This window comes from Halomonas sp. 11-S5, assembly GCF_029889825.1.
Taxonomy (GTDB): Bacteria; Pseudomonadota; Gammaproteobacteria; order Pseudomonadales; family Halomonadaceae; genus Halomonas.
The window spans coordinates 40,834-53,942 of record NZ_JARANW010000014.1; the positions used below are offsets into that span (position 1 = coordinate 40,834).

Sequence of the window (13,109 nt, forward strand, 5' to 3'; positions counted from 1 at the left end):
GAGGGGGCGCAGGAGGGACGGCGGGCAACGGCGTGCCCGCCGGTGGCGATCAACGCAGGATATCGTGGATCACCTCGTAGATGATGTCGTTGGTCAGATCCACCAGCACGGCATCGGTGCCCACACGGCGCCATTCATAGCCCTCGTAATCGGGCAGATCACGCCGCACGCGCTCGTCGAACTTCCTGGCAATGCCGGGAGGCAGGGGCTTGCCGCGCGCCAGGTTCATGCGGATGCCGGGCGGCAGGCTGTCGCGGTCGTCATGACGGATGACCTCGCGCCGACTGCGGAAGATCTCGCGAACCTCGCGCTCGTCGATCAACGGCCGCCTGGCCGAATCGCGATAGCGTTGCCGGTCGCGATACTCCTCGCGGTCCCAGTCCCGGTCGCGGTATTCCTCTCGTTGCCGATCGCGTCGATCCCGGTCGCGGTACTCGTCACGCCCCCGGTCACGGGACTCCTGGCGGTCGCGGTCGCGGTCGCCTTGAGCCTGGCCCTGGCCACGCGACTCCTGGGCATTCTGGCCCTGGCCCTTCTGGCCACGCTGCTGCTGGCCTTTTTCCTTCCAGGGAGCCGCCCCTTGAGCATTGCCCTGACCGTTGCCAGGCTGCGCCAGCAGCGGGGACGCGGCGAGAGCCAGGCCGAGGGCACCGGCCACCACCAGGGGATAAAGCGGGAAACGGGTCTTCATGCAGACCTCCTCGTCGGGGCATATACGCTCAGTCTAGACCGACATCGTGCAAGGGCCGTGCACAAAGCAAGACACCCGGGCAAGCCCGGGTGTCGTCGATCAAGGACCGCCAGACGCCGGGTCAGCCCAGGGTCTCGCCGGCCAGCATGAACCAGGTCTCGAGGACCGCATCGGGATTGAGCGACACGGAGTCGATGCCCTGCTCCATTAGCCACTTGGCCAGGTCCGGATAGTCCGAGGGGCCCTGGCCACAAATGCCGATGTACTTGCCCTGGGCGTGACAGGCCTGGATGGCCATGGCCAGCAGCTTCTTCACGGCCGGGTTCCGCTCGTCGAACAGGTGGGCGACGATGCCGGAGTCGCGGTCCAGGCCCAGGGTCAGCTGGGTCAGGTCGTTGGAGCCGATGGAGAAGCCATCGAAGTACTCCAGGAACTCCTCGGCGAGCAGGGCGTTGGCCGGCAGCTCGCACATCATGATGACCTTGAGGCCCTTCTCGCCGCGGGCCAGGCCGTTGGCGGCCAGCAGGTCGACGACCTCACGGGCCTCCTCGGTGGTGCGCACGAAGGGCACCATGATCTCGACATTGTCCAGCCCCATCACCTCGCGGACCCGCTTGAGCGCCCGGCACTCCAGCTCGAAGCAGGGGCGGAACGACTCCGAGATGTAGCGCGAGGCGCCGCGGAAGCCGAGCATGGGGTTCTCCTCGCCCGGCTCGTAGAGCTTGCCGCCGATCAGGTTTTCGTACTCGTTGGACTTGAAGTCCGACAGGCGCACGATGACCCGCTGCGGGTAGAAGGCAGCCGCCAGGGTGGAAATGCCCTCGACCAGCTTGTCGACGTAGAACGCCACCGGGTCGCGGTAGCCGGCGGTACGCAGGTCGATGGTCTGCTGCAGGTCGGCGGGCAGGGTGTCGTACTCGAGCAGTGCCTTGGGGTGCACCCCGATCATGCGGTTGATGATGAACTCCAGGCGGGCCAGGCCGACCCCGGCATTGGGCAGGCTGGCGAAGCTGAAGGCACGATCCGGGTTGCCGACGTTCATCATGATCTTGAAGGGGATCTCGGGCATGGCATCGACGCTGGTCACGCGGCGATCGAACTCCAGCAGGCCCTCGTAGACGTGCCCGGTGTCCCCTTCGGCACAGGAGACGGTGACGTCGCGCCCGTCGGCCAGCGCCGCGGTGGCATCGCCGCAGCCGACCACGGCGGGAATGCCCAGCTCGCGGGCGATGATCGCCGCGTGGCAGGTGCGGCCGCCCCGGTTGGTCACGATGGCCGAGGCGCGCTTCATGATCGGCTCCCAGTCCGGGTCGGTCATGTCGGTGACCAGCACATCGCCGGGGTTGACCTTCTGCATGTCATCCGGGGAGAACACCACCTTGACCGCACCGCGGCCGATGCGCTGGCCGATGGCCCGGCCGGCCACCAGGGTGCGCCCCTTCTCCTTGAGCTGGAAGCGCTCGAGCTTGCCGCCCTCCTGCTGGGAGACCACGGTCTCGGGACGCGCCTGGACGATGTAGAGCTTGCCGTCGTCGCCGTCCAGCGCCCACTCGATGTCCATGGGACGGCCGTAGTGCTGCTCGATGGTCACCGCCTGGCGGGCCAGGTCCATGATCTGCTCGTCATTGATGCAGAAGCGCCCGCGGTCGGCCAGCGGTACGTCCACGGTTTCCACCGACTTGCCGGCGCTGGTGTCGTCGGTGTAGATCATCTTGATCAGCTTGGAGCCGAGGTTGCGACGCAACACCGCCGGGCGGCCCGCCGCCAGGGTCGGCTTGTGCACGTAGAACTCGTCGGGGTTCACGGCGCCCTGCACCACCGTCTCGCCCAGGCCCCAGGAGGCGGTGACGAAGACCGCGTCGCGGTAGCCGGATTCGGTGTCCAGGGTGAACATCACGCCCGAGGCACCGGTCTCGGAGCGCACCATCTTCTGGATGCCCGCCGACAGCGCCACGTTCTCGTGGGCATAGCCGCGGTGCACGCGGTAGGAGATGGCCCGGTCGTTGAACAGCGACGCGAACACCTCGTGCACGGCGCGCTTGATGTTGTCGAAGCCCTCGATGTTGAGGAAGGTCTCCTGCTGGCCGGCGAAGGAGGCATCCGGCAGGTCCTCGGCGGTGGCGGAGCTGCGCACCGCGGCCTTGAGGTTGGGATGCATCGCCGAGAGCGTCGCGTAGCTCTCGCGCAGGTACTGCTCGAAGGTCGGCGGCAGTGGCGTGTCGATGACCCACTGGCGGATCTCGGCACCGGCCCTCGCCAGCTCGGCCACGTCATCGACGTCCAGAGTGGCGAGCCGGCGGTTGATGCGCTCGTTGAGCCCTTCGTGGGAGAGGAATTCGCGGTAGGCGTGGGCCGTGGTGGCGAACCCGCCGGGGACGGTGACACCCACGCCGGACAGGTTGGAGATCATCTCGCCGAGGGAGGCATTCTTGCCACCGACCCGTTCAACGTCCCCCATGCCCAACTGATCGAACCACTGAATGTAATCGTCCATGAGACCTCCCAGAAAAATCGTCGACGAGTGCATCACGCCGGTGGGCCTCGCTCGCGGGCCTCACTCGAGGGACCAGGGCATGATGGGATGCTGGCGACTCTACCAGCGACCTTCCATATTCGCCATTGGTCTAACATCGAAGTCACTGGAGGATTTTTACAACAGCGGGGCCATGAGCCCGTTTCCTGTAGTGACAGGCCCCGCCGCGCCGCCGCCTGACCCTTGTCCCGGCCCCGACCAACACTGACAATAGGCCCCACCTCCACACCGGACCACAGCGACCCGCCATGACGCGTACCGCTTTCTTCATCTCCGACGGCACCGGCATCACCGCCGAGAGCCTGGGACGCAGCCTCCTCGCCCAGTTCGAGAGCGTCGAGATCCGCATGTTCACCAAGCCCTATATCGACTCCCTCGAGAAGGCCCGGACCCTGGTGGCGATCATCGAGGCCACGGCGGTGCGCGACGGCGAGCAGCCGATCATCATCGACACCGTGGTCGACGAGCAGATCCGCGAGGTGATACGCCAGGCCCCGGGCTTCAAGGTCGATATCTTCTCGACCTTCCTCAAGCCGCTGGAGGAGGAGCTGGAGGCCCACTCCTCCTACAGCGTGGGTCGCACCCATGCCATTGGCCGCGACGATGTCTACATGGACCGCATCCACTCGGTGCACTTCGCCCTGGACAACGACGACGGGGCCCGCACCCACCAGTACGACCAGGCCGACATCATCCTCGTCGGGGTCTCGCGCTGCGGCAAGACCCCCACTTCGCTCTACCTGGCCCTGCAGTTCGGCATCCGCGCCGCCAACTACCCGCTCACCGAGGACGACCAGGACGAGAACGGCACCCTGAAGCTGCCGAAGGCGCTGGTCCCGCATCGCCACAAGCTGTTCGGGCTGACCATCGACCCGCGACGACTGGCGGCGATCCGCCATGAGCGCCGGCCCAACAGCCGCTACAGTTCCATGGACCAGTGCGCCCAGGAGGTCGAGCAGGCCGAGGGGCTCTATCGCCAGATGCACATCCCCTATATCGACACCACCCGCTTCTCCGTAGAGGAGATATCCACCCGGATGATCGCCGAGACGGGACTGACACGGCGGTTTTCGCCCAGATAGGAGCCAGTGACCAGCATGCGGCTTAACCGGCAACAGGTCTACGCGGAGGCGCTGTGAACCCATCCGTGGGCGCTACCGACGCCATCCCTGGCGTAGGACCTCCGCTACGACCTGTCCCCGGCGCCGCCAGTTGGTTTCTTACCTGACCACGCCTGCCCGTCTGAGCTTGGCAATATCCTCGGGCGTCAGCCCCATCTCGGCGAGTATCGCATCGCTGTCCTGGCCGAGCCGAGGAGGCGCCACCTCGCTGCTGGCGGGCTGCCCGTCGAAGCGCAGCGGGTTGGCGACCTGGGGCACCTCGAGATCGCCACGGCGCAGCGTCCGGTGCAGGCCGCGATGGCGCACCTGGGGGTCGTCGAAGACCTCGGTCAGGGTGTTGATGGGGCCGGCGGGGAGTCCGCGCGCCTCCATCTCGGCCAGCCAGTCATCGCGGTCGCGCTCGAGCAGAATCTTCTGGATCAGTGAGACCAGCACCTCCCGGTTGCCGACCCGGGCAGCATTGCTTGCGTAGGCGGGATCCTCGGCCCACTCGGGATGGCCCAGCATGTCGGCCAAGCGCGCGAACTGGGCATCGTTGCCCACGGTGAGTACCAGATGGCCATCGGCGCAGGCAAAGGCCTGATAGGGCACGATATTGGGATGGGCGTTGCCATGACGCTCGGGTGAACGGCCTTCGACCAGGGCGTTGAGCGCCTGGTTGGCCAGGGTGGCCACCTGAACATCGAGCAGCGCCAGGTCGATGTGCTGTCCTCGACCGGTGCGTGCACGCTCCTGCAGGGCGGCCAGCACGCCCACCGTGGCATAGAGACCGGTCATCACGTCGGTGATGGCCACGCCGGTCTTCATGGGCATGCCATCGGGCTCGCCGGAGAGGCTCATCAAGCCGCCCATGGCCTGGATCATGAAGTCGTAGCCGGCCCGGTGAGCATAGGGGCCATCCTGGCCGAAGCCGGTGATCGAACAGCCGATCAGGCGCGGATTGATCGCCCGCAGGCTGGGGTAGTCGAGCCCGTACTTGGCCAGGCCGCCAACCTTGAAGTTCTCGAGCAGGATATCGGCGCCCTTCGCCAGTGCCCTGACCAGGTCCTGACCGCCCTCGGTGGCGATATCCACGGCCAGCGACTGCTTGCCGCGGTTGGCGCACAGGAAGTAGGCCGCCACCCGTTCGGCAATGTTCTGCTCAGCCAGCCAGGGCGGCCCCCAGCCACGGGTGTCATCGCCACGCGAGGGGTGTTCGACCTTGATTACTCGGGCCCCGAGGTCGGCGAGCAGCTGGCCGGCCCAGGGGCCGGCCAGCACCCGCGACATATCGAGCACCGTGATGCCGTCCAGCGGTCCGCTCATCTTGAGCTCCTTGCTCGCTCGGGGCTGATCCGGCAACAAGCCCCACATCCCTCGACTTGTTCCCCGCACCCCTCGTTATTGTCAGCGTGTATCGTTCTGGCCGATCAGTCGGTAAAGGCCTGGATGCCGGTCTGGGCGCGCCCGAGGATCAGGGCGTGGACGTCATGGGTGCCCTCGTAGGTATTCACCGCCTCGAGGTTCATCATGTGGCGGATCACGTGGTACTCGTCGCTGATGCCGTTGCCGCCGTGCATGTCACGGGCCATACGAGCGATGTCCAAGGCCTTGCCGCAGTTGTTGCGCTTGATCAGCGAGATCGCCTCCGGCACCAGCTGGCCGTCGTCGATCATGCGGCCGACGCGCAGCGCGGCCTGCAGGCCCAGGGTGATCTCGGTCTGCATGTCGGCGAGCTTCTTCTGAATCAGCTGGTTGGCAGCCAGCGGGCGACCGAACTGCTTGCGCTCCAGGGTATAGTCGCGGGCCGCATGCCAGCAGGCCTCGGCGGCCCCCATGGTGCCCCAGGCGATGCCGAAGCGGGCGCGGTTGAGGCAGGAGAACGGCCCCTTCAGGCCGGTGACGCCGGGCAGGCGCTGATCGTCCGAGACCTCCACGTCCTGCATGGCGATCTGGCCGGTGATGGAGGCGCGCAGGCTGAACTTGCCCTCGATCTTGGGGGCCGAGAGCCCCTTCATGCCCTTCTCGAGGATGAAGCCGTTGACCACCCCCTCGTCGTCCCGGGCCCAGACCACGAAGACATCGGCGATGGGCGAGTTGGTGATCCAGGTCTTGGTGCCGTTGAGCCGCCAGCCGCCGTCGGTGTGGGTGGCACGGGTGCTCATGCCGCCAGGATCGGAGCCGTGGTCGGGCTCGGTGAGGCCGAACGCCCCCACCCACTCGCCGCTGGCCAGTTTCGGCAGGTACTTCTCGCGCTGGGCCTCGCTGCCGAAGGCGTGTATGGGGTACATCACCAGGCTCGACTGCACGCTCATGGCACTGCGGTAGCCGGAGTCGACGCGCTCCACCTCACGGGCGATCAGGCCATAGCTGACATAGTTCAGCCCGGCGCAGCCGTAGCCGTTGATGGTCGCGCCGAGCAGCCCCAGCTCGCCCATCTCGTTCATGATCTCGCGGTCGAAGCGCTCGTGGCGGTTGGCTTCCAGCACCCGCGGCAGCAGTTTCTCCTGGCAATAGTCGTGGGCGGTCTGCAGGACCATGCGCTCGTCTTCGGAGAGCTGGTCGACGAGGCGGAAGGGGTCGTCCCAGGTGACGGGAGTGATCTGGCTCATGGGGTGTCCTCGGTTGGCGTGCTGCCAATTTCTACATTTTCACTAAATGTAGACCAATGAGCGTCATCTGCCAAGCCCACCGTCCCTGATCTTGGCGTTCAGCACGCCCTGGCGTGCCAGCTCGGCGCGGATCTGCCGCCAGGCGATCAGCGCGAAGCGCCTGACAACCGAGAGTCGCATGGCCCGGGCGTGGCGGGGTCGGAATGCAAGGGAGAAGGACGGGAAAGCGGGTGCGCTCATGCAAGGTCTCGACGTATAAAGGACAACCTCCAGCAGAGTAATCTGCTGGAGGTTTTTCTTGGCCGCTTGGCCGCTTGGCCGCTCGGTACTTACGTATCCTCGCCCGCCCGGTACAGCGTCTGGATGCTGGAGAAGTCGAGCTGGCCGCTGCCCTGGGCGCTATGCAGCGCGAAGAGATTGCGAGCCTGGGAGCCCATCGGCACGGTGGACTTCGAGCCCAGCGCCAGCTCCCAGGCCAGCCCCAGATCCTTGGCCATCAGGTCGGTCAGGAAGCCGCCCTGGTAGTCCCGGGAGGCGGCGGCGCCCTCCATCACCCCGGGCCAGGGGTTGTAGCCGTTGAGCGCCCAGTTGCCGCCGCTGCTCTGCTTCATGATCTCGGAGAGCACGGCCGGGTCCATGCCGTTCTTCACGCCCAGCGCCAGGGCCTCGGCGGTGCCCGACATCAGGATGCCCAGCAGCATGTTGTTGCAGATCTTGGCCACCTGGCCGGCGCCCGCCTCGCCGGCGTGGAAGATGTTCTTGCCCATGGCCTCGAGCAGCGGCTTCGCCTGGTCGAAACCGACCGCCTCGCCGCCGACGATGAAGGTCAGGCTGCCGGCCTTGGCACCGCCCACTCCGCCGGAGACCGGGGCATCCAGATAGGTGAAGCCGCGTTCGGCGGCGGCGGCCCCCACCAGGCGGGCATCGTCCGGCGCGATGGTCGAGGAGTCGACGAGCAGCGGCTTGCCGTCGAGGGCATCGAGTAGCCCCGGCGCGCCGTCGCGGCCTAGATAGAGCCCCTTGACGTGCGCCCCGGCCGGCAGCATGGAGACGACCACGTCGGCACCGGTGGCGGCCGCCTCGGCGCTGGCGCCGCGCCGCGCGCCCTCGGCTTCCAGTGACTGGATGGCGCTTTCGACCAGGTCGAAGACGGTGACGTCATGGCCGGCCTTGACCAGGTTGGTGGCCATGGGCGCGCCCATGTTGCCAAGGCCGATAAAGGCGATATTCATTGGCATGACTCCTGTTGCATCGTGAGTTATTCAGAGACGACTTGCGTTCCTCATCCGATCCGATGACCGACGCCGAGGTCGCGCAGAGGATGTGACTCGCTGGACCAGAGCGGGGTCATCAGGGCCTGGATATCGGCCTGGGCCACCCCAGCGACGCTGGCATGCTGCCAGCGTGGCGCCTTGTCCTTGTCGACCAGCAGCGCTCGCACCCCCTCCACGAAGTCCCCCTGGCGACAACACTGCACCGACAGGCCGAGTTCGTCACGGAAAGCGTCGGCGAGGCTGGTGTGGGCGTGACGCTCGATCATGCGCCACACTAGCTGGGCACTCATCGGGCAGCCGGCCTCGAGACGCGCGCGGTTGGCGGCGAGCCAGCCGTCGTCGGTGGTGTCGCGCAGGATACGCTTGACGGCCGTGGCGGCATCCACCCGGCCCACCAGCGCCTGGATATGGTCGAGATGCGGCCACACCTGGCCGGCCGGCACGGTGCGGCGGTCCTCGTGGTCATCGAGCACCGCCTGCACCCCGGCACGCAGCGCCGGCAGGCTGCGATCGCTGTAGTCGGCCTCTTCCAGGGCGCCGAGCAGCGCCTCGCGGCGCTCGCGCGGGATGAAGCGGTCGGCCAGCCCCAGGTCCAGGGCGTCACGGGCATTGAGCTGGGCCCCGGTCAGGCCCAGGTAGGCCCCCACCCCGGGGGGCATGCGGCCCAGGAACCAGCTGGCACCGATGTCGGGATAGAGGCCGATGGTGATCTCCGGCATGGCGATGCGCGTGGTCTCACTGGCCAGGCGCTGGAAGCCGCCGGCCATCAGCCCCAGGCCACCGCCCATGACGATGCCGTCGCCCCACACCATCAGCGGCTTGGGGTAGGTGTGGATGCGGTAGTCGAGGCGATACTCCGTAGTGAAGTAGGTCTCGGCGAAGATACCGTCGCGGCCGGCACCGCGATTATCGCCCTCCTCGGTCAGCGAGCGGTAGAGGGCCACCACATCACCACCGGCACAGAAGGCCTTTTCGCCACTGCCCTCGAGCCACACCGCCACCACGTTGCGGTCCACCGCCCAGGCCTCGAGCTTGGCCTCGAGCTGGCGGATCATCTCCAGCGACAGGGCGTTGAGCGACTTCGCGGCGTTGAGGGTGGCTACGCCGATGCGGCCGCCATCGCGGGTGGGCAGCTCGTCGAAGAGCACTGCAAGATCCGACATCTGGGGTCTCCTATTGCAACGATTCGATGACGCCGTCGGCCAGCAGGCGACGGGCGACGATCAGGCGCATGATCTCGTTGGTGCCCTCGAGGATCTGATGCACCCGGGTATCACGCACCATGCGCTCCAGGGGAAATTCCCTGAGGTAACCGTACCCTCCATGGATCTGCAATGCCTCGTTGCAGACCGTGAAGCCCATGTCGGTGGCGAAGCGCTTGGCCATGGCGCAGTGGGCCGTAGCCTCGGGATCGCCCTGGTCTAGCCGCCAGGCGGCATGACGCACCATCAGCCGCGCAGCGGTCAACTCGCTGGCCATGTCGGCGAGCTTGAACTGCAGCGCCTGGAAGCTCGAGAGCTCGCGGCCGAACTGCTTGCGATCACTCATGTAGTCACGGGCCAGGGTCAATGCCTGCTGGGCCGCCCCCAGGGAGCAGCTGGCAATGTTCAGGCGTCCACCGTCCAGCCCCTTCATGGCCAACTTGAAGCCCTCGCCCTCAGCACCCAGCCGGTTGGTAACCGGTACCTTCACCCCGTCGAAGCTGACCAGGCGCGTCGGCTGGCTCTTCCAGCCCATCTTCTCCTCGTTCTTGCCATACTCGATGCCCGCGGCATCGGCCGGCACCAGGATTGCCGAAATGCCGGCTGCTCCGCTGTCGGGTGCGCCGGTGCGGGCCATCACCACCAGCACGTCGTTGGCGCCGGCACCGGAGATAAACATCTTGGAACCGCTGATCACATAGTCATCACCGTCACGCACCGCCCGGGTGCGAAGACTGGCGGCATCGGAGCCGGCACCGGGCTCGGTGAGGCAGTAGCAGCCCAGGCATTCCCCGCTGACCAGGCGATCCACCCAGGTCTCGCGCAGCGTATCGTCGCCCCAACTGGCGACCATCCAGGCCACCATGTTGTGGATGGTAAGATAGGCGGTCGTGGAGATGCAGCCTTGAGAGAGCTGCTCGAAGATCAGCGAGGCATCCAGGCGGGAAAGCCCGAGACCTCCCCGCTCCTCGGGGATATAGATCCCCAGGAAACCGGCCTCGCCGGCGCGACGAATCACGTCCACCGGGAAATGTGACTCGGCATCCCAACGTGCGGCGTGGTCGGCCAGTTCGGCCCGGGAGAAATCAGCGGCGGCCGCAGTCAGCGCCTTCTGATCATCGGTCAGGGAGAAGTCCATGGGGAATCCCTCTCGTTCAGCAATGGATGGGTGACGTCTTTGTGGTTGTTGTCCGGGCCGCTGCAGCCCCGGGCAGTTCTCGAGGACACCCCGGCAGCATCACCGTCTCGCCCGTACGGCTGGACACCAACCTAGCACTTGCTAGGTTTATCCCATATCACCCCATGGTCGAACAAGCACTTTACGTTAACGTAAACCTCGTCTAGTGTTGCCAGACGAGGTGGGAAACCGCCGGTTCACCACCCGGCCACAGGATCGACGTCATGACACAGTCAACTGCCCCGGCCCATGAGGCCAGCCAGGAAGCCCTGCCCCGCCAGCACAGACACTACAGCATCGGCGAGCTGGCGAGGATGTTCGAGGTCACGCCACGCACCATCCGCTTCTACGAGCAGGAGGGGCTGCTGGCGCCCCGCCGCGAGGGACAGAAGCGTATCTACCGCGAGAAGGACCGGGTGCGCCTGAAGCTCACCCTACGCGGCAAGCGGTTGGGATTCTCGCTGGCCGAGATCCGCGAAGTGGTGATGATGTACGACGCCATGCCCGACGGCAACGCGCGCCAACTGTGGCGACTGCTGGAGATACTGGCCGACAAGCGCGCCAACCTCGAGCGGCAGCTGGAGGACATCCGACTGATGCGCATGGAGCTCGACGACGTGGACCACCGTGCCCGGGAGGTGCTGCGCGGCCTCGGCCACGAGGCCTGAGCATCGAACAGGCGACCCGGCGCCGCCTAAGCGAACCACGACATCATCACCCGTTTCACGCACACCGCCACAGGCAACAACAAGACGAGAAACACCATGACACGCCAACATCAATCGATCAGCTACGTCAGCGGCATCAGTGATACTCCCCTCAAGGGCCAGACCATCGGTGACTGTTTCGACGACACCGTGTCACGCTTCGCCGAGCGCGACGCCCTGATCAGCCGCCACCAGGGGCTGCGTTACAGCTGGAAGGCACTTCAGCAGGCCGTGGACGAGGCGGCTCGCGCCCTGCTCGCCCTGGGAGTGGACAAGGGTGACCGGGTCGCCATCTGGTCGCCCAACTGTGCCGAATGGACCATCACCCAGTTTGCCACGGCGAAGATCGGCGCCATCCTGGTCAACATCAATCCCAGCTATCGCACCCATGAGCTCGAATACGCCCTCAAGCAGTCGGGCGCTTCGACACTGATCCTGCAGGGCGCCTTCAAGGCCTCCGACTATGTTGCCACCCTGGCCGAGCTGGCCCCGGAGCTGCGTGACGGCGCCCCGGGCACCTTCTCCTGCCAGCGCCTGCCCGAGCTCAAGCGGGTAATCTGCCTCGATGCCGACCGCGCCCTGACCGGCATGCTGACCTGGCCGCAGATGCTGGCCCATGCCGACGAGGTCTCCGCCGAGCACCTGGCCGATGTCCAGGCCAGCCTGCAGTTCGACGACCCGATCAACATCCAGTACACCTCGGGGACCACGGGGGCACCCAAGGGGGCCACCCTCTCCCACCACAACATCCTCAACAATGGCTTCTTCGTGGGCCGCACCATAGACCTCAGCGAAGCCGACCGCATGGTGATCCCGGTCCCGCTCTACCACTGCTTCGGCATGGTGATGGGCAACCTGGGCTGCGTGACCCACGGCGCTACCATGATCTACCCGGGCGACGGCTTCGACCCCGAGCAGACGCTGCGCGCCGTCTCCGAGGAGAAGGCCACCACGCTCTACGGGGTGCCGACCATGTTCATCGCCGAGCTGGAGCATCCGGAGTTCGAGAGCTTTGATCTCTCCAGCCTCCGCACCGGCATCATGGCCGGCTCCATCTGCCCCATCGAGGTGATGCGCAATGTCATCGACCGCATGAACATGCAGGACGTCACCATCAGCTACGGCATGACCGAGACCAGCCCGGTGAGCATCCAGACCCAGACCGACGCCCCGCTGGAAAAACGCGTCACCACGGTGGGCACCATCCATCCCCACCTGGAGGTCAAGCTGGTCAGCCCCGATACCGGCGCCGCAGTGCCCCGCGGCGAGACCGGCGAGCTGTGCACCCGCGGCTACAGCGTGATGCTCGGCTACTGGAATAACCCGGAGGCGACCGACAAGGCCATCGACGAGGCCGGCTGGATGCACACCGGCGACCTCGCCACCATGGATGACGAGGGCTATGTGGCGATCGTCGGGCGCATCAAGGACATGATCATTCGCGGCGGCGAGAACATCTATCCGCGCGAGGTCGAAGACTTCCTCTACACCCACCCGGCCATCTCGGACGTGCAGGTGATCGGCGTCCCCGACGAGAAGTACGGCGAGGAGGTGATGGCCTGGATCAAGCTGACCGAGGGCGAGTCGCTCAGCGAGGAGGAACTCAAGGCCTTCTGCAAGGGCCAGATCGCCCACTACAAGGTCCCGCGCTACGTGAAGTTCGTCGACGACTTCCCGATGACCGTCACCGGCAAGATCCAGAAGTTCAAGATGCGCGAGGAAGCCACCCACGAGCTGGGGCTGTGACCCGGGCTGCGCCCGGGAGCTGTAAGCCGTAAGCTTGAAGCTGGAAGAGAACACCCCGCAGCCCCAA

The 13,109-nt window shown here is 66.3% G+C and carries 11 protein-coding genes; 3 read left to right on the forward strand and 8 right to left on the reverse strand.

Annotated elements, in window-relative coordinates; all coding sequences use genetic code 11:
* Positions 1–49: 49 nt before the first annotated feature.
* Both OP497_RS10995 and ppsA read right to left on the reverse strand, forming a co-directional pair.
* The gene (locus OP497_RS10995; RefSeq protein ID WP_280548290.1) at positions 50–691 is read right to left on the reverse strand and encodes an anti-virulence regulator CigR family protein; all 642 of its coding nucleotides are present in this window, start codon (positions 689–691) and stop codon (positions 50–52) included.
* 121 nt (positions 692–812) lie between these two features.
* Complete coding sequence (gene ppsA / locus OP497_RS11000) at positions 813–3,185, reverse strand: phosphoenolpyruvate synthase (RefSeq protein WP_280548292.1); 2,373 nt, start codon at positions 3,183–3,185, stop codon at positions 813–815.
* Positions 3,186–3,472: 287 nt separating this feature from the next.
* Here ppsA and OP497_RS11005 point away from each other — a divergent pair, with 287 nt between their 5' ends.
* Positions 3,473–4,306, forward strand: a complete 834-nt coding sequence (locus OP497_RS11005; RefSeq protein ID WP_280548294.1) for a pyruvate, water dikinase regulatory protein — start codon at positions 3,473–3,475, stop codon at positions 4,304–4,306.
* Positions 4,307–4,444: 138 nt separating this feature from the next.
* On the opposite strand, the gene OP497_RS11010 is transcribed toward OP497_RS11005, so the two are convergent.
* The 6 genes from OP497_RS11010 to OP497_RS11035 all read right to left on the reverse strand — a co-directional run bounded on the left by OP497_RS11010 (position 4,445) and on the right by OP497_RS11035 (position 10,550).
* Positions 4,445–5,650 carry a CaiB/BaiF CoA-transferase family protein gene (locus OP497_RS11010; protein ID WP_280548296.1) on the reverse strand — a complete coding sequence of 402 codons (1,206 nt, stop codon included), beginning with the start codon at positions 5,648–5,650 and terminating at the stop codon, positions 4,445–4,447.
* A gap of 104 nt (positions 5,651–5,754) precedes the next feature.
* Positions 5,755–6,936 carry an acyl-CoA dehydrogenase gene (locus tag OP497_RS11015; RefSeq protein ID WP_280548298.1) on the reverse strand — a complete coding sequence of 394 codons (1,182 nt, stop codon included), beginning with the start codon at positions 6,934–6,936 and terminating at the stop codon, positions 5,755–5,757.
* 63 nt (positions 6,937–6,999) lie between these two features.
* Positions 7,000–7,176, reverse strand: a complete 177-nt coding sequence (locus OP497_RS11020; RefSeq protein WP_280548300.1) for a hypothetical protein — start codon at positions 7,174–7,176, stop codon at positions 7,000–7,002.
* Between the two features lie 89 nt (positions 7,177–7,265).
* The gene (mmsB, locus tag OP497_RS11025) at positions 7,266–8,168 is read right to left on the reverse strand and encodes a 3-hydroxyisobutyrate dehydrogenase (RefSeq protein WP_280548302.1); all 903 of its coding nucleotides are present in this window, start codon (positions 8,166–8,168) and stop codon (positions 7,266–7,268) included.
* Between the two features lie 50 nt (positions 8,169–8,218).
* On the reverse strand, positions 8,219–9,373 hold the full coding sequence (locus OP497_RS11030; protein WP_280548304.1) for an enoyl-CoA hydratase/isomerase family protein: 1,155 nt from the start codon (positions 9,371–9,373) through the stop codon (positions 8,219–8,221).
* Between the two features lie 10 nt (positions 9,374–9,383).
* Complete coding sequence (locus tag OP497_RS11035) at positions 9,384–10,550, reverse strand: acyl-CoA dehydrogenase family protein (protein ID WP_280548306.1); 1,167 nt, start codon at positions 10,548–10,550, stop codon at positions 9,384–9,386.
* 263 nt (positions 10,551–10,813) lie between these two features.
* On the opposite strand from OP497_RS11035, the gene OP497_RS11040 reads away from it, so the two are divergent.
* Both OP497_RS11040 and OP497_RS11045 read left to right on the forward strand, forming a co-directional pair.
* Positions 10,814–11,257, forward strand: coding sequence for a MerR family DNA-binding transcriptional regulator (locus OP497_RS11040; protein WP_280548308.1), 444 nt, complete (start codon positions 10,814–10,816; stop codon positions 11,255–11,257).
* Between the two features lie 96 nt (positions 11,258–11,353).
* Entirely contained in the window at positions 11,354–13,042 is a 1,689-nt protein-coding gene (locus OP497_RS11045; protein WP_280548310.1) for an AMP-binding protein, read from the forward strand.
* Positions 13,043–13,109 lie beyond the last annotated feature (67 nt).